Source organism: Sphingobacterium micropteri (assembly GCF_014692515.1).
GTDB classification, from domain to species: Bacteria; Bacteroidota; Bacteroidia; order Sphingobacteriales; family Sphingobacteriaceae; genus Sphingobacterium; species Sphingobacterium micropteri.
Genome location: NZ_JACOIK010000007.1, coordinates 210,317 through 236,893 on the forward strand (window position 1 = coordinate 210,317; position 26,577 = coordinate 236,893).

Below are 26,577 nucleotides of genomic sequence, written 5' to 3' on the forward strand. Positions count from 1 at the left end.
AAACTAAACAACAACGAATGAATAAATTAAAATTTTTACCATTTTGTATAGTCGTTGCTACGGTGGTCGTGGGTTGCCGGGAGGCAGACAACACCCAAGACACAAACAATCCCCTGCTCTCGACTTATGATACCCCGTTCCAAGTGCCACCATTCGACAAAATTAAGGATGAACACTTTCGGCCGGCATTTAAAGCAGCATTAGAACAACACAATCAAGAAATTGATGTTATTGTAAACGATACAGAAAGCCCTACTTTCGAGAATACGATCGTAGCGTTGGAAAATGCAGGAAGCACATTGGGAAATATTTCACGTGTATTTTTTAATCTTAATTCCGCACATACCAATGATTCAATTCAGGCAATAGCCAAAGATATGGCCCCTGTACTATCTGCGCATGGCGATGAAATTTCCTTGAATGAAAAGCTGTTTGCACGTGTAAAAACAGTATATGACAAACGTGACTCTTTACAGCTAGATGCAGAAGATACCAAGTTATTGGAAGAAACCTATAAAGGGTTTGTCCGTGCCGGTGCTAATCTTTCGGAAAGCGATAAGGAGAAGCTAAAGAAAATAAATGCGGAGTTATCGGTGTTAACGAACGACTTCGGACAAAACTTGTTGGCCGAGACCAATGCTTACGAATTGCTCGTGGATAAGGAAGAAGATCTCGCTGGACTTCCTGCTGCTTTAAAACAAGCTGCTGCGGATGCGGCTAAAGCAAAAGGACAAGAAGGAAAATGGATTTTTACACTTCAGAATCCTTCCGTAATGCCTTTCTTACAGTATGCCGATAACCGGGAGTTACGTCAAGAAATTTGGAATGCCTACCAAATGCGTGGAAACAACGGTAACGATAATGACAATAAAGAAATCCTGCTTAAAACGGCAAATCTTCGTTTAGAGAAAGCGAAATTATTGGGTTATAGTTCGCACGCTGCCTATGTGTTGGAAGAAGCCATGGCGGAAAATCCGACAAATGTATATGCGTTATTAAATAGAATATGGACGCCTGCATTAGAAAAAGCAAAAGCTGAAGCAGCCGACATTCAAAAGGAAATTGAAGCCGCGGGAGGAGATTTTCAGGTAGCGCCACATGATTGGAGATATTACCAAGAAAAAATCCGTAAAGCGAAATATGCGCTGAATGAAGAAGAAATTAAGCCTTATTTCAGTTTAGCGGCAGTACGACAAGGTGCTTTTGATACCGCCAATAAATTGTACGGATTAAGTTTTGTGGCATTAAGTAACGTGCCTACTTACCATGAGGAAGTAGAGGTATATGAAGTAAAAGACAGCGATGGCGAACATTTGGGCTTGCTTTACGCAGATTTCTTCCCAAGAGAATCGAAAAGAGGAGGGGCATGGATGACGTCCTATCGTTCACAGCATACAAAAGATGGCGTGCGTGTAGCTCCGGTTATTTCTATTGTGTGCAACTTTACAAAACCCGTCGGCGATGCGCCTGCACTGTTGACGTTTGATGAAGCGACGACACTATTCCATGAATTTGGACATGCTTTGCACGGGCTGTTATCGGATGTAAAATACCGCAGTTTAGCGGGTACGTCTGTGTCACGCGATTTCGTGGAATTGCCATCACAGGTGATGGAAAACTGGGCGGCTGACCCCGAGGTACTGAAGACCTATGCAAAACATTATCAAACAGGCGAAGCTATTCCAGATACATTGATTGAAAAAATGGAACAGGCCGGAACATTTGATCAAGGATTCGCAACCGTAGAGTATGTGGCGGCATCTTTGTTAGATTTGGATTATCATGCTACGACAAAACCTATAGAAGGCGATATAAATGCATTTGAAGCAGCCGGTATGCAAAAAATTGGATTAATTGATGCGATTATTCCGCGCTACAGAAGTACGTATTTCCAGCATATTTTCTCGGGAGGATATTCGGCAGGTTACTATGCGTATATCTGGGCAGAAGTATTGGATTCCGATGCTTTCGCAGCCTTCAAGGAGAACGGTCTTTTTGATCAGGCTACAGCTACTTCTTTCCGGAAGAATATCTTGGAAAAAGGCGGTACGGGTAATCCTGCAGAAATGTACAAACAATTTAGAGGTAAAGACCCTGATCCGGTTCACTTGATGAAAAAGCGTGGATTGAATTAACGACGGATATATTCGTCAATTTCTATAAAAAAGTTTCTCATAGAGCCGCACCTAATATGGTTGCGGCTCTTTGTGATTATTGTGCTCCTGTGTGTAGGGTATAATGTTGTTTTTCACGGATGTATGCGGAGTAGCTATATTGTTCTTCCATAACTTACGCTCCACGATAAAAAACTCGATAGCGGCAATTAAAATGAATAGATAACCGTAGAGTTCCAGACATTCTTCTGCAGCATTTTTCACTCCCCTGAAATAGCTGTCTTCCATTACAGTCTGCCAGAATATTCTACGACCAAACAATCGGGAAAATACATAAGTCGTGATGATACCGGACGTAAGCAGACCAGCTGAAAAAGTGTACCGATAACGGTTAAGTTGCGCAACAAAACGCTGCCAATTTCGAACCACGAGGTATAAGGCTGCTATCAGAATGATCAGAACGGGGAAAAACCAAGCTGTTTGACCAATTAAATTTTCAAAATAAACATCCTGTTCGCGAATCAGGGATACGCTGGTAAAAGCAAAAAGTAAAAGGGCAAGATAGGACCTCGGTCGGGATCGTTTATAGATGATAAAAAGTAGGATACTTGATGTAAGTAAAAAAAAGCTTTGCATATACTCTGTATAGGAATCTTCCGAGAACTTTGTTTCTATCGAACCAATTTGGGCGTCAAATCGTATAAGTTCAGCAAGCAGGAAAGCTGCTGCAACGTAGATAAAAAAACGTATTCCTTGACCTATAAGCGCGCGAATTTTTGAACTTTCCATGTGTGTGTTGTTTTAAAAAAGATAATAAAATGTAATGGTGCAAATATATAGTTGACTTTCACGTTTAATAAGTCAGATTTGATTTGTTGACTAAACTTTTACAATAGTCAGATTTTTGGTGTGCTATCTTTGTATACATTTGTGTATGCTGAAAAGTGATAAAGCCAAGACATTTCGTCTTTTAGTTCTTACATTGCTATTTTTGACCTCTTTAAGTGAGGGTTTTTCACAAGTTGGGGTTGGTGTTAAAGTAGGTGGAAATTTATCAGACGCGGATGCGCTTTCTTTTCGTTCATCGAAACGTCTAGGTTTTCAAGTTGGGATGGCAGTAAGTTATCATTTCCGTCCGAATATGGCCATTCAAGCAGAACCGACGTTTAATCTAACCCGTATACGGGCAAATTCAGAAACCGTCCATGAAACTAAAGGTATTGATAAAGGAAACAAAGCTCTTCATTTTTTTGATCTACCTGTGTTGTTTAGGTTAGATGTTACATCTGGGTTTGCGCTGTTGGGAGGAGTAGAGTTCAACTCGCTTCTCAATGCAGACAGGTACCGTCTGAATAACAGTGACCAGGCTTTTAAAAGTGGAATCCGACTGGGATATACAGTCGGGTTGGAACTGGGTAAATTCTATTTTCGCTATCGTGGATTTGAACGGTCGACGGAGGTGCACCGTAGTTGGACCACTGCGATTCAGCAATATCAAGTCGGCGTAAAATGGAATATCCGCTGATTATATACCTAAAGAATTAAATTGTAAATCGTACAGTTTTTTGTAATAGCCATCCTCGATAGTAAGCAACTCTCGATGTGTGCCAACTTCCTTGATTTCTCCTTTATCGAATACGATGATTTTATCCGCTTTTTGAATCGTGGATAGGCGATGTGCAATAACGATAGCCGTTCTGCCGACCATCATATTTTCGATAGCGGTCTGAATAAGTAACTCGGTTTCTGTATCTATAGACGATGTCGCTTCATCCAGTATCAATATAGCAGGGTCGTGCACCAATGCCCGGATAAAGGAAATTAGCTGCGCCTGTCCAGAAGAGAGGGTGGCTCCCCGTTCTTGAACCTGATAGTCAAACCCTCCCGGCAAACGCATGATAAAATCATATGCTCCAACTCTTTTGGCCGCTTCGATAACTTCTTCCTCGGTAATATGGGGGTTATAAAGGGTGATGTTGTTGAAAATGGTATCGGAGAATAAGAAAACATCCTGTAAAACAGTAGCGATGTGGTGACGCAGCGAATCGAGTTTGTATTGCCGTATATCTTTGCCATCTATTAAAATACGGCCTTGCTGTATCTCATAAAAACGGCTGAGGATATTAATAGTAGATGACTTTCCGGCACCTGTGGCTCCGACTAATGCCAACGTTTCGCCCGGATGGATATGGAAACTAACATTTTTCAACACCCAGTTTCCTTCATTATAAGCAAACCATACGTTATCAAACTCGATTTCACCCTCCATGCTGTCTGGCGAGAAAACACCATTATCCGGTGTAAATTCTTTCGTATCCAATACGTCAAATACCCGCTCCGCAGAAACCATCCCCATTTGTAGGGTATTAAATTTATCTATCAGTTCTCGAATAGGTCGGAAAATCATGTTGATGTACATCAGAAATGCGACCACCACTCCCGGAGAGATCGCATTGGCGAGAATCTGCTTCGATCCGTACCATACCAAAAGACCGATTGCAATAGCCAGGATAATTTCCAAAACAGGAAAAAAGATAGAAAAATACCAATTTGCCCGAATGTGTGCATCCCGATGTTTGCTATTGGCGGTTTTAAACTTCTCCATTTCCTGTTTTTCCCGTGCGAAATACTGGATAATAGCCATTCCACTAATATGCTCCTGCAAGAATGTATTGAGGTTGGATACCCAGGTACGGACATCCACAAAAGCCGATTTCATGGCTTCTTTAAAAATATAGGTCGCCCATATTAAGAGTGGCATAGGAATGAGCACGATAAGGGTCAATTGCCAGTCTGTATAAAACATAACCCCGAAGATGACAACAAGCTGTAGTAGATCTCCAATAATTTGGATGAGTCCCTGGGAGAAAATATTGGATATAGTCTCCAAATCAGAGATGGTACGGGTAATCAATTTCCCGATAGCGGTATTATCAAAATATTTTAATCGTAGATTGATAATATGGTTAAATACTTGTATGCGGATATCACGAATGACATTTTGACCTAATACGTTCGTTGCCAAGGTGTGATAATAGCGAATTATCGTTTGTATGATAAGCAGCGCTATCATGGCCATGAGCATCCAGGTAAGTCCCGATGCATCGGCTTTCAAAATATATTTATCCAAGGTGTACTCCACTAGCATAGGGAGCGCCGGGGCGACCGCAGCCAACAAAATGGTTAATATGACGGAAGCCCAGAATATTCCTTTGTAAGGATCCATGTAGCGAGCCATTCGCTGCAGGAGTTTCGTGTCGTAAGTTTTTCCAGTTATTTTTTGTTCGCTCAAAATGCTGTGTCAATATAAGGATAAACAACTTTTGTTAAATACAAACCGTGTGCCGGTACCGAAGTGCCGGCCTTTGCCCGGTCTTTGCTGCCGATGATGTCTAGCATGGATTCCGGTGCTTTATTCTTCAACCCGATATCCAGCAAGGTTCCCACGATTGCCCGAACCATGTTCCGAAGAAATCGGTTCGCAGTAATATGAAATACGAGTCCCTCATCCGTTTCTTGCCAATATGCTTGTGTTACCGTGCAGATATTTGTGTACACTTGTGTGTGGCTTTTTGAAAAACACCCGAAATCCTGCGTACCTATCAGAAACATCGCGGCGTTATTCATAATCAATACATCAGGGATTTCTCGTAGCTGCCAAGATTTGTGTCGAAGAAATGGGTTTTTCCGAAAGTGGACATGATATTCATAAGCTCTTTCCGTAGCATCGAACCGGGCATGCGCGTCTTGGTCTACGGGAAAAATACGATATACCGCGATGTCGGGAGGAAGCAGTGCATTTAATGAATGCAAAAAGCGACTTTCATCGGGTATACTCGCTTTGGGTATATCCAGATGGATGAACAGTTGTTTCGCGTGTACACCCGTATCTGTCCTGCCAGCACCTATAGTTTCAATTGGATAACGCAAAATCTTATGGAGTGCTTCATTCAGTTTTTGCTGTACGGAGACAGCATTATGCTGTATCTGCCAGCCATGATAAGCCGTTCCGTCGTACGCTATTTCCAGAAAAAAACGTTGTAATGTATCTTCCACTTGACAAAGGTAATGGTTTTCTTTGTTCTTTTTTTCCTCAAAAAAGAACCAAAAAAATCGTCACTTCAAATGTTTTACATATAGGATAGTGCAGAAATAAGTTTGTACAGTTGTAAAACATTTGGATGTGACCTTTTATGTTAATTAAGGGATAGTACAATGCGTAGATAAAAGCGGTCAATAAAGCTCCGCGGTTATGCGGGATAGAACGACCTTGCGTTTTTTCGCGGCCATCTTTATGCCGGCTATTCCGTTAAAAACAGAATGCTGTTTGACCGAAGGGAGTTTCATTCTGTTTAGGAATAGGCAAGTAAAGATAGCGAAAACATGCTCAGTCTTGATTTTTTGTCCCCTTTTTTATCAAGAAAAAAGGGGTAGAAGAACATAAAAAACTATCTTTGTTAAACAAGAATAAAGTATAGTTATGATCCAACGTATTCAAACACTATGGCTGTTGGCAGCCGCTGTTATTTTATTAGGGCTTTTTGTTTTTCCTTATGTGAGCTTTATTGACTTGGTAGGGCTTGGCAAGCAGATTTATGTTACCGGGATATATTCTTCGAATAATAACGAATCTGTGCGGGAGTCGGCCTCTATTGCCTTAGCAATTTATGCCGGAATCGTAACGATCGTACCCTTATTAATTGTTTTTCAATATAAAAACAGAAAGCGACAGGTTCTTTTTATTATAGTTGAAATTGTACTCATTGTACTATTAGGTATATGGATGTGGAGTGCCGCACACGCGACCTTAGATGTTATCAGCCAAAAGCTGCAGGCCGGTAATATTGGCGTAGGTTTTTTCCTTTTGCCCGTAGCCATCATTTTCTTAGGAATGGCTATCGGTGGTATCCGTAAAGACGAAAAATTGATAAAATCAGCAGACCGTTTGCGATGAGAAACTGGGTATATTTCTTGTTTTTAACGTTAGGTATTTTCCTTTCGGGCGAGCTTCTTGCACAAGAACAGGACGAAGACAGCTTAAAAAATATAAAAGATGACATCCAAGTAGATGTGAAATCAGTGAGTACTATAGCTAATGGTGACACACTTTCCATTGAGCTGTTTCTCATTTCTTACCAAATGGATCCGCGGGAATTTAAACTGAATGCGTTTGCTACGCAGGTTTTGGATAGCGAGGGCCATAAACACCTGCTTACCCACATGAAGATGGGGCGGGTGTTGGTGCAATTGGCAGACCGGCAAAATTATTTACATTATTTATTGGAAGAGGATATGCCTGTACCTTTAACGATGCAAGTAGGAGACTGGAAAGGAAAGAAAGCGTCGAAAGTATTATTAGTATTTGAAGACAGTACGGAAGAAGGGCGGTTTATAACACAAGAGGTTGACTTATAGTCAACCTCCGTTTCTTATCTGGAATACCTAAATTGTTGCTTATCCATCAATCCCATTTGATTTTTCATCATTTTAATCTGATCGGCAAGTAATTTATTTTTGTCTGCCTTCTTAGCCTCCGCCAGAAGTTTTTCGGCTTCGCGTTTATTGCGTTTTGCCATGGCCACGCCAGCTAAGCTTAATTTTGCCAAAGCAATGTTATGACTCATGTGTAGGCCCAGTGACAAGGCTTTCTTGAAATATTTTTCGGATTGTAAAGGTGCGCGTTGTGATTCCAAGATACCTAACAGCATGTGATAATATCCATGTTGCGCACTGATTAGTTGGTTTTCATAATTCTTGATGTTTCCTAGCCACTGTTCCGCTTTAGCCATGTTCTCTTTTCTAAGAAACCACTGTGCAATGAGCATATTTTCGTTGAAAAATACCGTAACCCAGGCCAGAATGGTAATAAGAATTCCTAAGATACCCCATCCCCAATGGCCGAACCAAAATAGTGCTACCGTTCCCACCAAAAGTAAGCTACTAAGAATTATACGAACTATATTTGACATATATTTTTATCTGCGTAATTTAAACTAAAGGCAAATATCCGGTTATTTTGGAGTTTATCCAACTTGTTTGCGTGATAAAATTGTAAAATTTATTTAGGTTTGTGTTATGGCAGAACGTTATGACCCCAGTTGGGAACCTATTTTAAAGCCTTTGTTTCGACAAGACTATATGCGTAGTCTTTCCGCTTTTGTGCAACATGAACGGAAACAGGGCTTAGTCTTTCCGCCCGAAAATCTCGTTTTAAACGCTTTTAGACTAACGCCTTTTGAAGATATTAAGGTCGTCATATTGGGACAAGACCCTTACCACAATGATGGACAGGCCCATGGATTGTCATTCTCCGTTCCGGAAGGGATAGCGCTTCCCCCGTCCTTGCGGAATATCTATACGGAGTTGGTGTCTGATATTTCGGGGTTTCAGTACCCGACTTCCGGTAATTTAACGAAATGGGCTAAGCAGGGTGTGTTATTGTTAAATGCGACGCTTACTGTACGAGCGCACCAAGCAGCCTCCCATCAAAAAAGAGGCTGGGAAGAGTTTACTGATCAGATTATTCATCTGGTGTCTCAAAAGCTGGAAAATGTCGTTTTTATATTGTGGGGGAGCTATGCGCAAAAGAAAGCTATGCTGATTGATGCACAAAAGCACCTGATACTAAAAGCTGTTCATCCGTCACCCCTGTCCGCACATCGCGGATTTTTCGGCTGTAAGCATTTTTCCCAAGCCAATGCTTATTTAGAAGCTAAAGGCAGAAAGCGTATTGATTGGCAGATTTAAGCGAAGCGTTCTTTTAGCACGCTAAATTGATATTCCTGATTCGCCAGACGCTGTAGATGGTGGATGCGTATTTTTCTTCCATGCTGTTTTATATGTGTAAAGAGGAGATGGCTGTCATACGTAATTTCAAAAGGTTGTGATAAATCGAAAGATTCCATTGCTTCACCGAGAATGACATATTCCAATTCTCCTTTTGTGGTGAACCGCTTGATAATGACCTGGTCTTCTGGAGCAGGCTGTAGACTGAACCAAGCCCCATCACCTACACCACCTAGATATTGGGCATCCCTTGGCACCGTAATAGGCTTGGAAGTGAACTTCATATAGCCGATAATCAGGTCGTTAGGTAAAAGGTTTGCTTTCTTCTGTGTTACATTGTCTCTCAGCTTCTTTAACAAAAAGCCGAAAGATTGCCAACGGTTCATTCTAAAGTGCTTTAACCCTTGCTCGGGCGAGAACGAATAAATCATACGGTTTGGGACAGCATTTACCACATTGCTGATGGGGCTGGCCTTGATCGTTTCCGGAAAATTAATGCTATGTCGCCAGGTATACTGTTTGGACGAGCGAATGAGCATGCGGGCAATAAAGCGTGAACAATTGTTGTTATTGCGAGCTACAGCACCGTAAGGAAAAGTTCCCTGATGAACACAATCATCGCCATATGCTTTCGCAAGCTCAAAGTTAATATGACGGGCGATAGAAAAATAAAGAACACCGTCTCCATACATGGCGGGTTTCAATGCCTCGAACTGTTCTACAAGTTCTTCCAGGTTGGCAATATTGTTGTTTTCAAATTTGGCTTTGAGTTTTATCTCTAAACGCGGGTCTGAAAATTTGGAGCGCGCGCGGCCGTATCCCCGAGGCGTGATGTAGCGCCCGAAATCATAGAAGAGCATCTCACCGGTTTCTCGCTTAATGATAACGATGCCCGTATGACCCACTTTGAAATTCAAGTTTTTTACAATGCCGATTTTCTTAAAAAACATCATCCACTTTTCGTCTCCCCGGATGGTGGCATCAGGCCATGTTAAAATAAGGGCTAGATCATTATACGTTATACTTGATTGCATGAAATTCCTTTTTAGTTTAATATTCTAAAGGGATGATAGGCTCTTTTTTGCTCGTCGACATGATCATCATGGTCTGAAAGGTCTTGACGAATGGTATTTTCGCAATTTTCTCCATAATGACGGCTTCATATGCTTTGATGTCTTTTACGTATACCTTTAGCATAAAGTCACAATTCCCGGTAACGTGGTGACATTCCGTTACTTCTGGGATGGTTTTGACAGCTTCCACAAATTCTGGGATAGCATTATGCGTGTGAAAGTCTAGCGATATTTGTATGAATGACTTAATGCCCAGTCCCAGTTTTTCTTCATCTACAAACGCATGGTAGCTTTTGATAAATCCCGAGTTTTCCAATTTGCGGACACGTTCCAATGTTGGCGCAGGAGAAAGTCCAATGTTGGAAGCTAGTTGTAAGTTGGTTATCCTTCCATTTTCCTGTAAAAGCTTCAGGATTTTTAAGTCAGTCTTATCTGGTTGATATGGCATTTCTATAGTCGGCTAACGTGAATATTATATTTTATAAAATGTAAATGTACAAAATATTATTTGGCGAGCAAAAAAGTTGCCAGCGTCATATTTGTTATAGATAAAATTTATTTTCTTTTGCTTTCGACATTGTTAAATATTATTTCGAATCATGGTAATGTCAAAAATACTTTAACGAGATGCATTTAGGGGCGTATAAATGACGTTTGTCATTTTTTTTGCTAAAAAGTAGGCTAACGAGGTCGTTAACTTAGGGTATGTCGTCTTTTAATCGTATCTTTGTAGTCCAAAATAAGGTAGGAATCGCCGAATTAAAAAAGGGGTAGAGAAATGAGTACCAAAGACGATGAATTACTAAAAGAGCTGGAGCTCGAAGAATATAAATACGGGTTCACGACGGATATTGAAATGGAAATAGCCGCTAAGGGGCTAAGTGAAGATACTGTTCGTTTCATTTCCGCAAAGAAAAATGAACCTGAATGGTTGTTAGAATGGCGGCTGAAAGCATTGCGTCATTTTCTGACGATGAAGATGCCTACGTGGCAAAACTTTGAAAGTCCGGATGTGGATTTTCAGGATATTTCCTATTATGCCGCGCCAAAGCCAAAAAAACAGTTGGAAAGTTTGGATGAGGTAGATCCAGAGTTGCTTTCGACATTCGAAAAATTGGGAATCCCGTTGGACGAGCAGAAAGTTTTAGCTGGCGTGGTGGCTGTTGATGCGGTGTTTGATTCCGTTTCTGTCAAGACGACGTTTCGGGAGAAGTTGAAAGAGCAGGGCGTTATTTTCTGTTCTTTTGGTGAAGCCGTTCAAGAGCATCCAGATTTGGTAAAGAAATATCTGGGTACGGTCGTGCCACAAACCGATAATATCTATGCGGCTTTAAATTCTGCTGTATTTTCAGATGGTTCCTTTGTGTATATTCCGAAAGGCGTAAGGTGTCCGATGGAACTTTCTACGTATTTCCGGATAAATGCGGAGAACACCGGACAGTTTGAGCGTACATTAATCGTGGCAGAAGAAGGATCGTATGTTTCCTATCTGGAAGGTTGTACAGCTCCAATGCGTGATGAAAATCAACTGCATGCAGCCGTGGTCGAACTGATTGCTGAGCGGGATGCGGAAATTAAATATTCGACTGTGCAGAACTGGTATCCGGGGGATAAGGATGGCAAGGGCGGTATCTATAATTTTGTGACGAAGCGTGGTATTTGCAAAGGAGACAATGCAAAGATTTCGTGGACACAAGTGGAAACAGGTTCTGCCATTACGTGGAAATATCCAGGTGTTATCTTGAAAGGTGATAATTCTGTAGGTGAATTTTATTCTGTCGCAATGACACGTAATAAACAGATCGCTGATACCGGAACAAAAATGGTCCATCTTGGTAAAAACACACGTTCTAAGATTGTGTCAAAAGGTATTTCTGCCGGTTTGAGCCACAACAGCTATAGAGGGTTGGTGAAAATAGGTCCAAATGCCGACAAAGCGAGAAACTTTACCCAATGTGACTCGCTGTTGATTGGAGATCGTTGCGGAGCGCACACGTTCCCTTATATAGAAAGTAGAAACCGTACAGCGATGTTGGAACATGAGGCAACAACATCGAAGATTGGTGAAGATCAGGTTTTCTATCTAAACCAAAGAGGGATTGACCCAGAGAAGGCTGTTGGTTTGATTGTTAACGGCTACGCCAAAGAGGTATTAAATCAACTGCCGATGGAGTTTGCGGTAGAAGCGCAAAAGTTATTGGCGATTTCCTTGGAAGGATCGGTAGGGTAGTCATATTTAAATTTCCAAATTAAAGAAAATGTTATCAGTTAAGAATTTACACGCGTCTGTAGACGGTAAACAAATATTAAAAGGATTAGATTTAGAAGTCAAAGCAGGCGAAATTCACGCTATTATGGGGCCGAACGGCGCCGGAAAAAGTACGTTAGGAAATGTGCTGGCTGGTCGTGACGCTTATGAGGTTACGGAGGGCTCTGCATTGTTGGAGGGCGTTGATTTATTAGATTTATCACCGGAAGATCGGGCTCGTGAAGGTCTTTTCTTAGCGTTTCAATATCCGGTAGAAATTCCGGGGGTATCCAATATTAATTTCTTGAAGACCGCTGTAAACGATATACGGGAGTATAAAGGCTTGCCACCAATGGAGGCAAAAGAGTTTTTACAATTGGTGAAAGAAAAGCAGAAGCTGGTCGATTTTTCCGCAAACCTCGCTAACCGTTCCTTGAACGAAGGGTTTTCGGGAGGTGAAAAGAAGCGTAACGAGATATTCCAACTTGCGATGTTAAATCCGAAGTTAGCGATCTTAGATGAGACCGATTCAGGTCTTGATATTGATGCGTTGCGTATTGTAGCCAATGGGGTAAACCAGTTGCGTTCTGAAAACAATGCATTTGTAGTCATTACACACTACCAACGTTTGTTAGATTATATCATACCAGACTTTGTTCACGTATTGTATAACGGACGCATTGTGAAAACCGGTCCCAAAGAGTTGGCGCTGGAGTTGGAGGAAAAAGGTTACGATTGGCTAAAAGAATACGACACGCAAACCGCATAACGAAATTTATCCATGGATAAAGTAGATAGCGGATTGATAAAAAAGAACATGAGTACAATAGTTGCAGATTCATTATATCAACAGTTGGTTTCGAGTTTTCAAGAGCTCGATATGCAAGAACCGTCACATTTGACAACCTTGCGTCAGGAGGCTTTTGAACGGTTTCAACAAGAGGGTTTTCCAACTGTTAAGAACGAAGAATGGAAATATACCAATATACACCCTCTAATCAATGCAACCTATGCGTTGAACCCTTCGATAGATCCGGACACTGCGAATGTCGATAAAGCGAATATTCCCGGTTTGGATGCCCATCGAATAGTATTGATTAACGGGCAGTATGTTTTGGCGTTCTCTTCTCTTGAAGATGAGATTGGTTTAGTGGTGAAATCCATTAACGAAGCGCATACAGAAGCTAACTTTGAAAAACACTACGCACAGCATGCCGATAAATCGGATAACGTGATGGTGCAATTAAACACGGCGCTCAATACAGCGGGCGTGTATTTGTCGGTTGCGAAAGGCAAAGTGATTTCCAAACCTATTCACATCGTGCATGTAGCAATGGGCGAGGAAGCTTTTTTTGCGCAGACACGTAACCTAATCGTGGTAGAAGCCCATGCAGAGGTGGAAATTATAGAATCTTTTGTTACGATGGATGGTACAGCTCACAATGTACATAACAAAGTGACAGAGATTGTCGTAGAAGAGCATGCGAAAGTGCAGCATTACTATCTACAAGTGGCTGATGCAACGAGCCATTATATCATGCATACGGAGGTTTATCAAGAACAATATAGTCTGTATAACAACTATAACTGTAATTTGCCCGGTGCATCTTTTGTACGGCACAACATCAATGTCCGTTTGGACGCTGAGCAGGTGGAATCACATTTATATGGTATTAATTTAACGGCAGATAAACAGTTGGTCGACAACCATACCATTGTGGATCATATGAAACCACATTGCGAATCTTATGAATGGTATAAGAATATCCCGCAGGACGAATCCACCGCGGTATTCAATGGTAAGATTTTTGTACGTGAAGATGCCCAAAAAACAAATGCCTTTCAACAAAACAACAATATGCTTATCGGCGATAAGTCAGCTGTATATACCAAACCCCAATTAGAAATTTTTGCAGATGACGTGAAATGTTCACATGGTTGTACCATGGGGCAGTTTGATGACGATGCTTTGTTTTATTTACGTGCTCGCGGTATCGGTGAGGAAGCTGCTCGGGTATTATTGGTACACGCATTTGCCTTTGATGTTACCTCCCGTTTCTCTAATGAGAAGGTTCGTCAATATATAGAACATCTCGTAGAAAAGGGATTAGAAAAGAATAAGTAGTTTTTCATATATATTATTAGTGATAAAGGCGTCAGAATCGATTCTGACGCTTTTTTTTGATGTTTATCCTTCTCTATAAAATCAGTAGGAAATATGATGACAGGGGCTCATCCTGATTTACAAAAAAGGAGCCTCCGAATATTTTCAGAGGCTCCTCTTGTGAGCGAAAGACGAGATTCGAACTCGCGACCCCAACCTTGGCAAGGTTGTGCTCTACCAACTGAGCTACTTTCGCTGATGGTGGTACAAAGATAGCGATTCGGAATATATCTGTCAATAGCCTTTGTTTCTTTTTTCGTCGAAAAAAGAAATTACCTTTGTATTGATTTTGGGATAAAAACCCAGCCAACAGCTATGCAGAAAGAAATAGAAATTGCGGTAGCACCGGAAAATATCCAGGACACCGAACATCTGATCGTACTCGGTTGTAAACAGCTGAACGTGGAACGTTCCCGCATACAGGGGCATCATGTCCGCAAACGCTCTATCGACGCTCGAGGGCGCAAAGTGGTATATCGTCTTCGGGTCGTTTTTTATATCGACGGACCACCTATTCCCGACATTCATTTGCCTTCCATTAAGCGGGTACATGATGCCACACGAGTCATCATTATTGGCGCAGGTCCGGCAGGTTTATTTGCCGCATACCGTTGCCTGGAACGCGGACTGAAGCCTATCGTGATCGAACGCGGGAAGCCCGTAAAGGAAAGACGGCGCGATCTTGCTAAAATAAACCGGGAAGGCTTTGTAAACCCCGAGTCCAACTACTGCTTTGGTGAAGGTGGAGCAGGCACTTATTCAGACGGTAAACTCTATACCCGGTCCGATAAGCGCGGCGACGTGGATAAGGTGCTGCGTATTTTTGTACAACATGGTGCGCCGGAAGATATTCTGGTAGATGCTCGTCCGCATATTGGCACGAACAAACTTCCCCACATCATCGAAGACATGCGGAATACCATTTTGGAATTTGGTGGTGAGATCAGGTTCGATTGCCGTGTTGATGATATCTTGGTCGATTTCGGGCAGGTAAAGGCGGTGCGGACATCGACCGGAGAAACGATAAAAGCAGATCATGTCATTGTTGCGACCGGGCACTCCGCTCGTGATATCTTTCATCTTTTCCGGCAGAAAGGCTGGCTGATCGAAGCCAAACCGTTTGCACTGGGCGTTCGCATCGAACACCCGCAGCAGATTATCGATCAGGTACAATACCATTGTTCGACGCGGCCGCAAAACCTTCCGCCAGCTTATTATAGCTTGGTAGAACAGGTCAATCAGCGGGGTGTTTTTTCCTTTTGTATGTGTCCGGGTGGGGTTATTGCCCCCTGCTCTACGGAGCCAGACGAAATTGTGGTGAACGGCTGGTCTCCCTCAAAACGGAATAATCCACATGCCAATTCCGGCACAGTGATCCAGATCAATATGGAGGATGTGCCGAGCGCGCTATCCGATCCTTTTGCTTTATTGCGCTTTCAGCAGGATATCGAACAGCAGGCTTTTCGTTTAGGCGGGGGCAGCTTGGTAGCACCAGCACAACGGATGGTAGATTTTGTCCAGCAGAAAGTATCCGCCACGCTCCCCGAAAATTCCTATAAACCCGGAACAAAAAGCGTCGACCTCAACGAAGTATTGCCAAGCTTCGTACATGAAGCCCTGCGGGGCGCACTCCCGCTTTTCGGCAAAAAGATGAAGGGGTATTATACGAATGAAGCTATATTGGTGGGTGTTGAATCCCGTACATCTTCTCCCGTCCGAATTCCACGGAACAAGGAAACGCTGCAACATCCGGAAATTTCGGGACTTTATCCTTGCGGAGAAGGCGCAGGCTACGCCGGAGGGATCGTTTCCGCAGCCATTGACGGTATAAATTGTGTGGACGCCATCTCAAGAAATGTATACAATATGAGATAGGTAGGCAATGATACGGCATGAAGCCATAATAAAGGAGTCCGTAAAATTTGAGCGATGTCAAATATTCACACTTGAAAGATTGCACTACCCCTCCTTAGCCTCTAAAGGCCACATCCAGGTATTTGAGATATGTACAAACTACCCATAGCACTATCCCTTCCACTCAAATATCTGAAGTGGCGATTTTTTCCGTCCTTTTTTCTAAAAAAAGGACAATAAATAGTATTTTTATAAAAATTTGAATAATATTTTACAGATGAAAAGATTAGTTATTGCAATCGTAGGTTTGTTTACGGCGCTGTCATTCAGCTCTTGTGGATATAACACCATGGTCTCCAAAGATGAGAATGTAAAAGGGAAATGGGCACAGGTAGAAAATGCCTATCAACGTCGTGCAGACTTGATTCCTAATTTGGTCGCAACGGTAAAAGGTGCTGCTGAACACGAAGAAGGCACATTGACCGCGGTTGTGGAAGCACGGGCCAAAGCTACATCCGTAACAGTTGACCCTTCTAATCTATCGGAAGAAGCTATTGCCAACTACCAACAAACGCAGGACGCCCTGTCGCAGTCCATCGGAAGATTGTTAGTGAGTGTGGAAGCTTATCCGGATTTGAAAGCGAATTCGAATTTTCAAGAATTGCAAGTACAGTTAGAGGGAACGGAAAACCGTATTTCTGTAGAACGCCGTTCCTACAATGAAGCTGTTCAAGATTATAATACCACGGTACGGAGCTTTCCAAATAATATTATGGCCGGCATTTTCGGCTTTAAACCGAAAGGAACGTTTCAAGCCGCCGAAGGGTCCGATAAGGCACCTACGGTAGAATTTTAGTGTTTGATATGGACATATTTTCACTGGAAGAACAAGACCGCATTGTTCATGCTATTAGTGTGGCGGAAGCCAAAACTTCGGGAGAGATTCGGTTGGTAATCGATAAACGATTAAGAGCAGCTTCTGCAATGGATGCGGCTGTTTCCTATTTCGAGGAGCTGGAAATGCATAAAACAGGTCTCCGTAATGGTGTCCTTATTTATATGGCCATCGATGACCATGAATTTGCCATTATAGGCGACCGAGGTCTAGATACCAATGTAGAAGCTAATTTTTGGGACGAAACCAAAGAACTGATGGTTTCCTTTTTTCGCCGCAATGATATAGTGCAAGGACTAATTGAGGGGATACACGATGTAGGAGAACAGTTGCAGAAATATTTTCCGCGTGGTGTTGATGATGTAAATGAACTTCCAAATGATATTCATTTTGGAACAAATTAAAAAAACCAATGCGAGTATATATGTTGATTAAACCGACCATGAAATGGATTGGAGTGATGTTGTTTGTGTTATGGAGTTCGATTTTTTCGCTTTATGCACAAAATTTGCCGGAAGCACCGAACCATTTGGTTACCGATTATACGGGAACATTGACTGGAACGGAAGTTCAGGCATTAGAAAGAAAACTACTCGCATTCGAGGACTCTACATCAACGCAGATTGCGGTAGTATTGATACGAACAACAGATGGCTATGACGTCGCAGACTACGCCGTTCGGTTAGGGCAAAAATGGGGCGTCGGGGGAAAGAAATACAACAACGGTGTTCTTTTGTTAGCTGCCCTGGACGACCGGACAGTCACTATTCAAACAGGTTACGGTATGGAAGGCGTATTGCCGGATATTATAGCACATCGGATTATCCAGAATGAAATACGGCCTAATTTTAGTCAGCAGAACTATTATCAAGGACTTGATGCGGCGACAAATGCCATTATTGCCTATACAAAAGGCGAATACAAAGCAGATCCTCGAGAGCGAAGAGAAGGTGGAGGAGGTGTTCCTGTTATCTTGATTGTCATTATAGCGATCGTGATCATCAGCTTGTTTTCGAAAGGCGGTGGCGGTAAGGGCGGACGTGGTGGACGCGTGATGACCGGTAGAGGAGCTTCTGATATTTTCTGGTGGACACTCCTTAGTGGTATGGGAAGAAGTGGAGGCGGCGGCAGTGGCGGTTTCGGAGGTAGTGGTGGCTTCGGTGGAGGAGGAGGTTTCGGCGGGTTTGGCGGCGGCGGCTTTGGTGGTGGCGGCGCGAGTGGACGTTGGTAACAATTCTTATATGTTGTAACAAATTGTTGTCTATGCACGTTATCATAGTATGAGAAAAGGATTATTGATGCTTTTAGGCGTGCTCCCCCTAATGGTGTTTGCGCAGGAAGATTTTACATTAAAGGGGAAAGTGAAGGGGCTCCCCGAAGGAGCAAAAGTTTTTATTCAATACCGAGATAAGGGACAAACGGTTTTAGACTCCGCTGTTGTTAAAAAGAATAAATTCACGTATCATGGATCGGTATCGCAACCTACTCCTGCGGGATTAATTTTAGCCAGCAATGGCGAAACTATGGCCGCATTGCAGAAAAGTAAAGAGAAGCCAACGGAGAATTCCGTTTTTTTAGCCCAAGGCGTTGTCAAATTTGAGGGTAAGGATTTTTTAACCGCCAGAGGAAAAGGAAATACCATTAATAACGTTTACACCAAATATAGAAAGCTGGCAGAGGAAATATATGCGAATTTTACAGCTTTAGAAGCTGAATACGATGCTGCGCCAGATGAACAAAAGCGAGATGAGGCTTTTCTCCAAGAATTGGATACAAAAGCGGAAATGCTTTATAAAAAGCAACATACTCTTGATGAAGAATTTGTAAAAGCTCATCCCAATAACTATATATCGTTGTCGATTTTGGATGAAATCGCGTCTACAGAAAATTTAATCAGTTTGGTAAAGCCGGAATATGAACGCATGTCAAACAGTTTAAAGGCAACTGATTTAGGAAAGCGACTGGAGAAAAAGATAGCGAGCATGGAAAAGTTTGCTGTTGGAGCAGTTGCGCCCGATTTTACATTGCCCGATACCGTTGGTAATAAACTTTCTCTTTCTTCGTTACGTGGTAAATATGTATTGGTTGACTTCTGGGCGAGTTGGTGTGGTCCCTGCCGGTATGAAAACCCAACGGTGGTTGCCGCTTTTGACAAATTTAAAGATAAAGATTTTACGGTTTTGGGCGTATCGCTTGATCGTCCCGGAAGGAAAGCGGATTGGTTAAGGGCCATAAACGAGGATAACCTTGGGCAATGGGCGAATGTATCCGATCTACAATATTTCAATTCACCTGTTGTGGAGCTGTATGCTGTCAGGAGTATTCCGCAGAACTATTTAATTGATCCAGAAGGAAAAATTGTGGCTTCGAATCTAAGAGGGCCTGCGTTGGAGCAAAAGCTACAGGAGATATTAAATTAGCTTTCGAAAAATAAATATAAACATAGGGGCTGTCCATAAGGATGCAGCCCCTATCTTTTTTTTATCGCCAGGCTTTATATTGATTGATTAAGCCATTAGTAGAGACATCGTGTGCATGTACCGGTTCATCGTTTTCCAATTCAGGAAGAATCTTATTCGCCAGTTGTTTGCCGAGCTCCACGCCCCATTGGTCGAAGCTGAATATATTCCAGATAACGCCCTGAACAAATATTTTATGCTCATACAAGGCGATCAAACAGCCTAAAGTGTACGGTGTGATTTTCTTCAGCAGGAAGGAGTTGGTCGGACGGTTGCCTTCAAATACCTTGAAATTTTTCAAGGCCGCAATTTCTGCTTCCGTTTTTCCAGCTTTCTGCAGCTCACCGACTACCTCTTCTTCTGTCTTTCCGTTCATGAGGGCCTCCGTCTGTGCGAAAAAGTTAGATAGCAGTAATTGATGGTGATTGCCGAGGGTGTTATGAGAAACCGCAGGCGCGATAAAATCACAAGGAATTAATTTAGTGCCTTGATGGATGAGCTGATAAAACGCATGTTGTCCGTTCGTGCCCGGCTCACCCCAGATAATCGGCCCCGTTTGATAGTCCACCCGATTACCGTTTCTATCGACATACTTACCATTACTTTCCATATCGCCCTGTTGGAAATAGGCCGCAAAGCGGTGCATATATTGATCATACGGTAAAATGGCATGGCTCTCCGCATCAAAGAAATTGTTGTACCACACACCCAATAAAGCGAGTATGACCGGGATATTCTGTTCAAATTCTGTTTCTTTAAAGTGTATATCCGCAGCATAGGCACCTGCTAACAATTGTTCAAAATTATCATAGCCAATACCCAAGGCGATGGACAGTCCGATTGCGGACCATAGCGAATAGCGACCACCTACCCAATCCCAAAATTCAAACATATTCTTGGTGTCGATACCAAAAGCAGCTACGCCCTTCTCGTTGGTGCTTAGTGCGGCAAAATGTTTGGCTACATCAGCTTCTTTGGCACCCGCTTTCAAAAACCAATCTTTCGCCGATTGGGCATTTGCCATCGTTTCTTGTGTGGTAAACGTTTTGGAAGCGATAAGGAATAAGGTCGTTTCCGGGTTCAATCCTTTTAACGTTTCCGCAATATGCGTACCATCCACATTGGAAACAAAGTGCATATTCAGCCGTGTTTTGTAAGCTTTTAACGCTTCGGTTACCATCACGGGTCCCAGATCGGAACCCCCGATGCCGATATTCACGACATCTGTTATTTCCTGGCCTGTATAACCTTTCCATTCCCCCGAAAGAATCCTGTTGGTGAAATCTTTCATTTGCGCCTGTACGGCCCTTACTTTAGGCATCACATCTTCGCCGTCGACGATAATGGCGTCGCTAGACTGGTTACGTAATGCGGTATGCAACACCTGCCGTCCTTCGGTCTGATTAATTTTTTCGCCGGCAAACATCGCATTGATCGCGTCGTCCAGTTGGCATTCTTTCGCAAGCTGTATCAGCAGTGCCAGGGTCTCATCATCTATCCTATTCTTTGAAAAATCTAATAGAATATCCCCCAAGTTTAAAGAGAATTTCTCGAAGCGCTGTGGATCCTCGGCGAATAGCTGCTTTAGCGATTTCTCATTAATCGAGATATAATGATCTGCCAGGTATTTGTAAGCCTGTGTGGTCGTAAAATCTACGTTTGGAAACATATAATTATTCGTTTATTTGTTAATCAACCAAAGATAGTTTTTTTTGTCTTCTTTTCTGAATTAGGATTCATGAAGGTTTTATTTTACTTTTGAGCATGACCAAAGAACAAATACAAGACTTGAGGGATAGAGTAGGCTCCCTGAGGAGGCATCTTTGACATCGATGCACGAAAATCAGAGATAACAGAAAAGACAGCAATCACCCTACAGCCTGATTTTTGGGATAATCCCAAAGCGGCTGAAAAGGTCATGCATGAGATTAAGAATATAAAGCTATGGACCGAGCATTTCGATGCCGTGTCGGCGGTAGTCGATGATGTCGGTGTGATGTACGAATTTTTTCAGTCTGGCGATGCGAGCGAACAAGATGTGAATGAGCAATATGAGCTCGCGTTGGAGCAAGTAGAGGAGTTGGAGTTTAAAAATATGCTCAGCTCCGAAGAAGATCAGCTTGACGCTATTTTACAGATTACAGCCGGAGCTGGTGGTACCGAATCTTGCGATTGGGCCGCTATGTTGATGCGTATGTATATCATGTGGGGCGAGAAACACGGGTGCAAAGTCGTGGAACAAGATTATCAGGAAGGCGATGTAGCCGGAATTAAAACGGTGACATTGCAATTTTCGGGGAATTTTGCCTATGGCTACCTGAAAGGCGAAAATGGTGTACATCGTTTAGTTCGGATTTCTCCTTTTGATTCCAATGCAAAACGGCATACGTCTTTTGCATCAGTCTATGTGTATCCGTTGGTGGATGATAATATTGAGATCGACGTGAAAGATGCGGATATAGAGTGGGACACGTTCCGTTCGGGTGGTGCCGGAGGTCAAAACGTGAATAAAGTGGAGACCGCTGTTCGCTTACACCACAAACCGACAGGTATCATCATTAAGAACCAGGAATCGCGCTCACAACTTCAGAATAAGGAAAATGCATTGCGTTTATTGAAATCCCAGCTTTATGAGATCGAGATGCGTAAGCGCCAAGAAGCAACAGCCGCTATCGAAGGTTCTAAGAAAAAGATAGAATGGGGATCGCAGATCCGTAATTACGTATTACATCCTTATAAATTGATCAAGGATCTACGCACAAATGTAGAAACCTCCAATACCCAAGCGGTATTAGATGGTGATCTCGACCTGTTTTTGAAAGCGTATTTAATGGAATTCTAAAAGGGGCGTCTATTTAGACGCCTTCTTTTTTAGAATGCATTTTTCCACATCATGCTCTCTACTGGGCGGATGGTTTTATTATTGTATTTGGCGTTTCCTTTGGTATTATACAAGGTTTCGATATCGCCATCGACAACAAAATAAATAAGCTGCCCTACCGGCATGCCGGCATAGACCCGCACGGGCTGTGCCACGGATATTTCCAGTGTCCATGTATTGCAAAACCCCACATCCCCTTTACCAGCTGTCGCGTGGATGTCAATTCCCAAACGCCCCGTACTGGATTTCCCTTCCAAAAAAGGAACGTGCCCGTGTGTTTCGGTGTACTCTAGGGTAACTCCTAAATAAAGTTTGCCCGGCTGCAGCATAAATCCTTCTTCCGGTATTTCGAAATGTGCAATTTCGTTATGCTTTTTAGCATCGAGTACATCGTCTTTATAGGTGGCCAGATACTTGCCCAGGTGAACATCGTATGAGTTTGTCCCCAGGCATTTTCTGTCAAAAGGTTCGATCACGATGGAGCCCTTATCTATTTCTTCTAGAATTCTTTTATCTGATAATATCATGGTTTTGTTATTACATCTTCAATCCAATCTCCCGTAGGCGTTCATCCAAATATTGTCCGGCAGTGTAATCCTGATAAGTCTTTGGATAAGCATCGGAAATGCAAGATTCCAAACAAGCTAGGCTCATGGAAGCCTTTGGATGCAGGAAGAACGGCACCGAATAACGGGAGGTCTTCATCAGTTCTCGTGGTGGATTTACCACACGATGGGTGGTAGACTTGAGTTTATTGTTCGTTAGCCGTTGCAACATATCGCCCACATTGACGACGATATCTTCTCCTTTTGCTTTGATCGGAAACCATGCGCCATCTTTGGTCCAGACTTCCAGGCCATCTGCACTGGCTCCGATAAGTAAGGTGATTAAATTAATGTCTTCATGGGCACCGGCACGAACGGCATCAGCGGGGATCGTGTCTGGATTTTCGATCGGGAAGTAGTGAATCGCCCGCAGAATGGAGTTGCCGTTGATGACAAATTTTTCGAAATAATCTTCTTCCAAATCTAAATACGAAGCGATGGCTTTCAACAAGGCACGTCCGGCATCCTCCAATTTTTTGTACACCTCGCCTGTCACCTCGTTGAATCGAGGCAATTCTTCTACCATAATGTTATCCGGAAAATCCGTTTTCGAGTAATCTTCACCCACGATGGTTTGTCCGCGTTGCCAAAATTCTTTTAAATCCGGTGTGCTGGCATCTTTTGCTTTCTCTTTCCCCTTGGAGGTATATCCCCGTTGTCCGGCTAACTCCGGAAATTCATATTTCCGTTTGACTGCTTCCGGAAGCTCAAAAAAAGATTTTACAACGGCATAAAGCTCATCGATAAGTTCTTGGCTCAACCCATGGTTGGCGATGGTTACGAACCCCGTTTCGTTAAATGCCTTTCCTATATCTTGTACAAATTGTTTTTGTTCTTCCGCACTACCCTGCGTATATTGAAGCAAATCCAACCGGGGAATGTTTACTAATGCCATCGCTTTTTTTCTGTAAAAATAAGGAAAATTGTTTTGATCTTCTTTTTCCCCGTGAAAAAGAAGCAAAAACCTCGTCGCTTCAGATGTTTGAGGAGAGAGATAGTACTAAGAATTAATTTGTACATGCCCCAAACATCTGGATGCGACATTTGAACGTTAAGGGAGGGATCATGCAATTGTACGTTCGGTTTTTGGTTACTTTTTTTACAGAAAGAAGGGTAACCTATTTATATTGCATATGAAAATGAATTTACTTAGGTTTGCTTTACACAGAAGCACGTATTCTTGCTATGCTATATGATAAAAAGAAGAAAACAATTTTATGTGGAGTCCGGGCTGACAGAAACGGTTGACATTCCGGTACGCTTTAGCGAAGTGGATTCACTAGGTATCGTATGGCATGGGCATTATATCCTCTACTTTGAGCAAGGGAGAGAAGCTTTTGGGAAAAGCTACGGTATCGATTATATGACCGTACAAAAGGCCGGATATACCACCCCTATTGTGAAATCCACCTGTACACATAAATTGCCCCTACGATACGGGGATACGGCACGCGTTGTGACCTCTTATCTAGATACCCCTGCGGCCAAAATGATCTTTCGGTTTAAAGTCTATAATAGTAAAGACCAATTGGTTTGTGAAGGTGAAACCATTCAGGTTTTCTTGGATAAAGGCGATAATCTGGTGTTAAACGTTCCCGATTTTATCTTGGATTGGAAAACAAAGGTGGGGTTACGGTCATGATGTTTGATCCGATATATATACACGACAAGAACATCGTCACGCCGTTGGGTGCCACACGGTATTCTGCCGCCGAGCCTTTTGTGATTAATTGGTTGTCACATTGGCCCGAGCTGTTGATGGGAAAAAACAGCATTTTCATGAATGATGTCGGCCGGGATACGCTGATACATGCGTCGAAATTTGACCTGGAGGAAACCAGATACTTGGAGACATTTGCGGATGACAGTACCTTGTTAGAACAGTTGTTATTTAACACGGCGAAACCGGTTGTCGATGCACACGTACCGACGGCACGGACAGCGCTGGTGTTGGCGACGACGAAAGGAAATGTTTCTTTTTTGAAGGAGGCGAGAGCAGCAGATGCACAGCTCCCGGTATTGGCGAAAAAAATGGCGAAGGTATTGGGGTTCCAAACCGAACCTATTATTATATCGCAGGCCTGTGTATCGGGTTTGCTGGCGTTATCGGTCGCCAAGCGGCTGATCCAGATGGGGCAGTACGACGATGCGGTGGTGCTCGCCGGGGATGTTATCAGTGAATTTGTTTTATCTGGTTTCGAAGCATTCCACGCGGTGAGCCGGCTTCCATGTAAGCCTTTTGATAGCGATCGAGACGGATTATCATTGGGCGAAGCCGCTGCCTGTGTATATGTTTCTAAAGAAAAGGGAGAGTTTAAGATCTTGGGCGAAGCGGCCATAAACGATGCGCATCATATTTCGGGGCCATCCCGAACCGGCGAGGGGTTGGTACAAAGTGTTTTGCGCGCTAGAAAAGAAGCAAACATCGATATAAAAGATATAGACTTCATCTCGGCACACGGAACTGCTACCCTGTACAACGATGAGATGGAAGCGATTGCCTTTAATCGGCTGGGGCTTCAGGATGTTCCGCTCCATAGTCTGAAAGGATATTTCGGGCATACATTGGGTGCTGCTGGATTGCTCGAAACAGTTGTTGGGCTGATGTGCCTGCAATTCGGGACGTTGATTCCAACGAAAGGGTTTGAAACATTGGGGGTGTCTCAGCCACTAAATATTATTCAGCAACTAGACTATGCCAAAATGACCCGCTTTTTAAAGACAGCTTCCGGCTTTGGGGGGAGTAATGCAGCGATGATCATAGAAAAAACAACGGCTACCCCGTAAGCATAGCCGTTGTTCAGATAGCGTTACTGTTTTACCGGAAGGGACTTCTGTGTCCAGAGCGTTTGATCAAAATTGTCTATGGCTTCAAAAAAATCCTCCAGCCGTTCATTCAGATCTGTATAGCTATCCACGAGGGCATCCATCTCATCGTAGTATCTTCCTTGCTGTTTTCGGACGAGGCCCAGCGATCTCTTGAAGTCGTCAAGGTCTTCATCAAAGAATACCATGTCGACCGAGCAATCTTTGTAGTTTTCGAAGATGGTCCTGAATTGCGGAAAAGCGACATCCTCCATCCATTTGTCCTGAGCGAAGAGATACTCTTCAGCATCGTAATAATCTTTGGTCAACGTTACCAGTTCGGGTACAAACCGGTCCATGAATGTACGGATCTCCGCCAGCATCCGTATCAGCTGTATCCGGATGGTTGGTTTATACGGATTGGTTTCGTACGCCGTCTGTAGATGTTTAAATTTGGCTTTCGCCTCCTCCAGCAGGCCTTCCAGTTCTTCGACTTGGATACAGAAACCCGTTATCGGCAGCCTTCCCTTGTTTATCCGCTGCTTCATTTCCCAGGTGCGATCGTGGATCTCCTGAAAATACTGTAGTGCCCGTATTTCAAACTCCGATGCTGTTTTCGAGCGGTCGTACCGCAGCGTAATGGTTCGCAAAGGATGGGATTGGGTTGTTATTTCCATTTTTAAAGTTAAGAAG

General features: G+C 42.9%; 26 protein-coding genes and 1 tRNA gene. 16 read left to right on the top strand and 11 right to left on the bottom strand.

All coding sequences use genetic code 11. From position 1 onward, the window contains the following. The first annotated feature begins 17 nt into the window (after window positions 1–17). Window positions 18–2,135, top strand: coding sequence for a M3 family metallopeptidase (locus tag H8B06_RS11310; protein ID WP_190994387.1), 2,118 nt, complete (start codon window positions 18–20; stop codon window positions 2,133–2,135). A 51-nt stretch (window positions 2,136–2,186) separates the two neighbouring features. Here the strand turns inward: H8B06_RS11310 and H8B06_RS11315 are convergent, their stop codons facing one another. After that, window positions 2,187–2,903 (bottom strand): hypothetical protein, encoded by a 717-nt coding sequence (locus H8B06_RS11315; RefSeq protein ID WP_190994388.1) that lies wholly within the window; start codon window positions 2,901–2,903, stop codon window positions 2,187–2,189. A 145-nt stretch (window positions 2,904–3,048) separates the two neighbouring features. Between H8B06_RS11315 and H8B06_RS11320 the strand changes: the two genes are divergently transcribed. Continuing rightward, window positions 3,049–3,639 (top strand): outer membrane beta-barrel protein, encoded by a 591-nt coding sequence (locus H8B06_RS11320; RefSeq protein ID WP_190994389.1) that lies wholly within the window; start codon window positions 3,049–3,051, stop codon window positions 3,637–3,639. Here the strand turns inward: H8B06_RS11320 and H8B06_RS11325 are convergent, their stop codons facing one another. Together H8B06_RS11325 and truA are read right to left on the bottom strand one after the other, a co-directional pair. Next, on the bottom strand, window positions 3,640–5,352 hold the full coding sequence (locus H8B06_RS11325) for an ABC transporter ATP-binding protein (RefSeq protein WP_190994485.1): 1,713 nt from the start codon (window positions 5,350–5,352) through the stop codon (window positions 3,640–3,642). Between the two features lie 50 nt (window positions 5,353–5,402). Then, on the bottom strand, window positions 5,403–6,170 hold the full coding sequence (gene truA / locus H8B06_RS11330; protein WP_190994390.1) for a tRNA pseudouridine(38-40) synthase TruA: 768 nt from the start codon (window positions 6,168–6,170) through the stop codon (window positions 5,403–5,405). Window positions 6,171–6,594: 424 nt separating this feature from the next. Here truA and H8B06_RS11335 point away from each other — a divergent pair, with 424 nt between their 5' ends. Together H8B06_RS11335 and H8B06_RS11340 are read left to right on the top strand one after the other, a co-directional pair. Then, window positions 6,595–7,068 (top strand): DUF4293 domain-containing protein, encoded by a 474-nt coding sequence (locus H8B06_RS11335; RefSeq protein ID WP_190994391.1) that lies wholly within the window; start codon window positions 6,595–6,597, stop codon window positions 7,066–7,068. Continuing rightward, the gene (locus H8B06_RS11340; RefSeq protein WP_190994392.1) at window positions 7,065–7,529 is read left to right on the top strand and encodes a hypothetical protein; all 465 of its coding nucleotides are present in this window, start codon (window positions 7,065–7,067) and stop codon (window positions 7,527–7,529) included. The genes H8B06_RS11335 and H8B06_RS11340 overlap by 4 nt, the downstream gene beginning before the upstream one ends. Window positions 7,530–7,543: 14 nt before the next feature. Here the strand turns inward: H8B06_RS11340 and H8B06_RS11345 are convergent, their stop codons facing one another. Beyond that, complete coding sequence (locus H8B06_RS11345; RefSeq protein ID WP_130142094.1) at window positions 7,544–8,083, bottom strand: DUF2892 domain-containing protein; 540 nt, start codon at window positions 8,081–8,083, stop codon at window positions 7,544–7,546. Window positions 8,084–8,189: 106 nt separating this feature from the next. On the opposite strand from H8B06_RS11345, the gene ung reads away from it, so the two are divergent. Next, window positions 8,190–8,861, top strand: a complete 672-nt coding sequence (gene ung, locus H8B06_RS11350) for a uracil-DNA glycosylase (protein WP_190994393.1) — start codon at window positions 8,190–8,192, stop codon at window positions 8,859–8,861. Here ung and H8B06_RS11355 read toward each other — a convergent pair. Continuing rightward, window positions 8,858–9,934, bottom strand: a complete 1,077-nt coding sequence (locus H8B06_RS11355) for a DUF6695 family protein (RefSeq protein ID WP_190994394.1) — start codon at window positions 9,932–9,934, stop codon at window positions 8,858–8,860. The genes ung and H8B06_RS11355 overlap by 4 nt on opposite strands. 16 nt (window positions 9,935–9,950) lie before the next feature. Next, a complete protein-coding gene (locus H8B06_RS11360; RefSeq protein ID WP_130142091.1) occupies window positions 9,951–10,421 on the bottom strand; it encodes an Lrp/AsnC family transcriptional regulator in 471 nt (156 codons plus the stop codon). Between the two features lie 330 nt (window positions 10,422–10,751). On the opposite strand from H8B06_RS11360, the gene sufB reads away from it, so the two are divergent. The 3 genes from sufB to sufD are packed head-to-tail and all read left to right on the top strand — an operon-like array spanning window position 10,752 to window position 14,346. Next, window positions 10,752–12,203 carry a Fe-S cluster assembly protein SufB gene (gene sufB / locus H8B06_RS11365; protein WP_130142090.1) on the top strand — a complete coding sequence of 484 codons (1,452 nt, stop codon included), beginning with the start codon at window positions 10,752–10,754 and terminating at the stop codon, window positions 12,201–12,203. 28 nt (window positions 12,204–12,231) lie between these two features. Further along, window positions 12,232–12,990: a Fe-S cluster assembly ATPase SufC gene (gene sufC / locus H8B06_RS11370; protein ID WP_190994395.1), complete on the top strand. Its 759-nt coding sequence runs from the start codon at window positions 12,232–12,234 to the stop codon at window positions 12,988–12,990. Between the two features lie 48 nt (window positions 12,991–13,038). After that, window positions 13,039–14,346, top strand: a complete 1,308-nt coding sequence (sufD, locus tag H8B06_RS11375; RefSeq protein ID WP_223857626.1) for a Fe-S cluster assembly protein SufD — start codon at window positions 13,039–13,041, stop codon at window positions 14,344–14,346. Between the two features lie 162 nt (window positions 14,347–14,508). Here the strand turns inward: sufD and H8B06_RS11380 are convergent. Then, window positions 14,509–14,581, bottom strand: a tRNA-Gly gene (locus tag H8B06_RS11380). 119 nt (window positions 14,582–14,700) lie between these two features. On the opposite strand from H8B06_RS11380, the gene H8B06_RS11385 reads away from it, so the two are divergent. The 5 genes from H8B06_RS11385 to H8B06_RS11405 all read left to right on the top strand — a co-directional run bounded on the left by H8B06_RS11385 (window position 14,701) and on the right by H8B06_RS11405 (window position 19,554). Next, window positions 14,701–16,260 carry an NAD(P)/FAD-dependent oxidoreductase gene (locus tag H8B06_RS11385; RefSeq protein WP_190994397.1) on the top strand — a complete coding sequence of 520 codons (1,560 nt, stop codon included), beginning with the start codon at window positions 14,701–14,703 and terminating at the stop codon, window positions 16,258–16,260. A gap of 256 nt (window positions 16,261–16,516) precedes the next feature. Next, on the top strand, window positions 16,517–17,095 hold the full coding sequence (locus tag H8B06_RS11390) for a LemA family protein (protein ID WP_130142086.1): 579 nt from the start codon (window positions 16,517–16,519) through the stop codon (window positions 17,093–17,095). Window positions 17,096–17,103: 8 nt separating this feature from the next. Beyond that, window positions 17,104–17,538 (top strand): TPM domain-containing protein, encoded by a 435-nt coding sequence (locus tag H8B06_RS11395; protein ID WP_190994398.1) that lies wholly within the window; start codon window positions 17,104–17,106, stop codon window positions 17,536–17,538. A gap of 38 nt (window positions 17,539–17,576) precedes the next feature. After that, window positions 17,577–18,365, top strand: coding sequence for a TPM domain-containing protein (locus H8B06_RS11400; protein ID WP_190994486.1), 789 nt, complete (start codon window positions 17,577–17,579; stop codon window positions 18,363–18,365). Window positions 18,366–18,414: 49 nt separating this feature from the next. Beyond that, window positions 18,415–19,554 carry a TlpA disulfide reductase family protein gene (locus H8B06_RS11405; protein WP_190994399.1) on the top strand — a complete coding sequence of 380 codons (1,140 nt, stop codon included), beginning with the start codon at window positions 18,415–18,417 and terminating at the stop codon, window positions 19,552–19,554. 61 nt (window positions 19,555–19,615) lie between these two features. Here H8B06_RS11405 and pgi read toward each other — a convergent pair whose 3' ends face one another. Beyond that, complete coding sequence (pgi, locus tag H8B06_RS11410; protein WP_190994400.1) at window positions 19,616–21,262, bottom strand: glucose-6-phosphate isomerase; 1,647 nt, start codon at window positions 21,260–21,262, stop codon at window positions 19,616–19,618. Between the two features lie 95 nt (window positions 21,263–21,357). Between pgi and prfB the strand changes: the two genes are divergently transcribed. Next, a protein-coding gene (prfB, locus tag H8B06_RS11415; protein ID WP_190994401.1) for a peptide chain release factor 2 occupies window positions 21,358–22,435 on the top strand; the annotation gives its coding sequence in 2 pieces (ribosomal slippage) (window positions 21,358–21,417 and window positions 21,419–22,435; 1,077 coding nt in all). Window positions 22,436–22,464: 29 nt separating this feature from the next. On the opposite strand, the gene dcd is transcribed toward prfB, so the two are convergent. Both dcd and H8B06_RS11425 read right to left on the bottom strand, forming a co-directional pair. Beyond that, a complete protein-coding gene (gene dcd, locus H8B06_RS11420; RefSeq protein WP_190994402.1) occupies window positions 22,465–23,001 on the bottom strand; it encodes a dCTP deaminase in 537 nt (178 codons plus the stop codon). Window positions 23,002–23,011: 10 nt separating this feature from the next. Then, window positions 23,012–23,974, bottom strand: coding sequence for an isopenicillin N synthase family dioxygenase (locus H8B06_RS11425; protein ID WP_190994403.1), 963 nt, complete (start codon window positions 23,972–23,974; stop codon window positions 23,012–23,014). Window positions 23,975–24,271: 297 nt separating this feature from the next. Between H8B06_RS11425 and H8B06_RS11430 the strand changes: the two genes are divergently transcribed. Further along, window positions 24,272–24,721, top strand: a complete 450-nt coding sequence (locus tag H8B06_RS11430; RefSeq protein WP_190994404.1) for an acyl-CoA thioesterase — start codon at window positions 24,272–24,274, stop codon at window positions 24,719–24,721. Continuing rightward, window positions 24,691–25,866, top strand: a complete 1,176-nt coding sequence (locus H8B06_RS11435; protein WP_223857628.1) for a beta-ketoacyl synthase N-terminal-like domain-containing protein — start codon at window positions 24,691–24,693, stop codon at window positions 25,864–25,866. The genes H8B06_RS11430 and H8B06_RS11435 overlap by 31 nt, the downstream gene beginning before the upstream one ends. A gap of 23 nt (window positions 25,867–25,889) precedes the next feature. On the opposite strand, the gene H8B06_RS11440 is transcribed toward H8B06_RS11435, so the two are convergent. Continuing rightward, window positions 25,890–26,561: a hypothetical protein gene (locus H8B06_RS11440; RefSeq protein ID WP_190994405.1), complete on the bottom strand. Its 672-nt coding sequence runs from the start codon at window positions 26,559–26,561 to the stop codon at window positions 25,890–25,892. Between the last annotated feature and the right edge of the window lie 16 nt (window positions 26,562–26,577).

Bases quoted from the DNA above. Each gene is read 5' to 3' on its own strand.
- ung (WP_190994393.1), top strand. From the start codon at position 8,190: ATGGCAGAACGTTATGACCCCAGTTGGGAACCTATTTTAAAGCCTTTG.
- H8B06_RS11390 (WP_130142086.1), top strand. From the start codon at position 16,517: ATGAAAAGATTAGTTATTGCAATCGTAGGTTTGTTTACGGCGCTGTCA.
- H8B06_RS11405 (WP_190994399.1), top strand. From the start codon at position 18,415: ATGAGAAAAGGATTATTGATGCTTTTAGGCGTGCTCCCCCTAATGGTG.
- H8B06_RS11425 (WP_190994403.1), bottom strand. From the start codon at position 23,974: ATGGCATTAGTAAACATTCCCCGGTTGGATTTGCTTCAATATACGCAG.
- sufC (WP_190994395.1), top strand. From the start codon at position 12,232: ATGTTATCAGTTAAGAATTTACACGCGTCTGTAGACGGTAAACAAATA.
- pgi (WP_190994400.1), bottom strand. From the start codon at position 21,262: ATGTTTCCAAACGTAGATTTTACGACCACACAGGCTTACAAATACCTG.
- dcd (WP_190994402.1), bottom strand. From the start codon at position 23,001: ATGATATTATCAGATAAAAGAATTCTAGAAGAAATAGATAAGGGCTCC.
- H8B06_RS11340 (WP_190994392.1), top strand. From the start codon at position 7,065: ATGAGAAACTGGGTATATTTCTTGTTTTTAACGTTAGGTATTTTCCTT.
- sufB (WP_130142090.1), top strand. From the start codon at position 10,752: ATGAGTACCAAAGACGATGAATTACTAAAAGAGCTGGAGCTCGAAGAA.
- H8B06_RS11400 (WP_190994486.1), top strand. From the start codon at position 17,577: ATGAAATGGATTGGAGTGATGTTGTTTGTGTTATGGAGTTCGATTTTT.
- H8B06_RS11335 (WP_190994391.1), top strand. From the start codon at position 6,595: ATGATCCAACGTATTCAAACACTATGGCTGTTGGCAGCCGCTGTTATT.
- H8B06_RS11385 (WP_190994397.1), top strand. From the start codon at position 14,701: ATGCAGAAAGAAATAGAAATTGCGGTAGCACCGGAAAATATCCAGGAC.
- H8B06_RS11430 (WP_190994404.1), top strand. From the start codon at position 24,272: ATGATAAAAAGAAGAAAACAATTTTATGTGGAGTCCGGGCTGACAGAA.
- H8B06_RS11440 (WP_190994405.1), bottom strand. From the start codon at position 26,561: ATGGAAATAACAACCCAATCCCATCCTTTGCGAACCATTACGCTGCGG.
- sufD (WP_223857626.1), top strand. From the start codon at position 13,039: ATGAGTACAATAGTTGCAGATTCATTATATCAACAGTTGGTTTCGAGT.
- H8B06_RS11315 (WP_190994388.1), bottom strand. From the start codon at position 2,903: ATGGAAAGTTCAAAAATTCGCGCGCTTATAGGTCAAGGAATACGTTTT.
- H8B06_RS11325 (WP_190994485.1), bottom strand. From the start codon at position 5,352: ATGGCTCGCTACATGGATCCTTACAAAGGAATATTCTGGGCTTCCGTC.
- H8B06_RS11345 (WP_130142094.1), bottom strand. From the start codon at position 8,083: ATGTCAAATATAGTTCGTATAATTCTTAGTAGCTTACTTTTGGTGGGA.
- H8B06_RS11395 (WP_190994398.1), top strand. From the start codon at position 17,104: ATGGACATATTTTCACTGGAAGAACAAGACCGCATTGTTCATGCTATT.
- H8B06_RS11360 (WP_130142091.1), bottom strand. From the start codon at position 10,421: ATGCCATATCAACCAGATAAGACTGACTTAAAAATCCTGAAGCTTTTA.
- H8B06_RS11310 (WP_190994387.1), top strand. From the start codon at position 18: ATGAATAAATTAAAATTTTTACCATTTTGTATAGTCGTTGCTACGGTG.
- H8B06_RS11355 (WP_190994394.1), bottom strand. From the start codon at position 9,934: ATGCAATCAAGTATAACGTATAATGATCTAGCCCTTATTTTAACATGG.
- H8B06_RS11320 (WP_190994389.1), top strand. From the start codon at position 3,049: ATGCTGAAAAGTGATAAAGCCAAGACATTTCGTCTTTTAGTTCTTACA.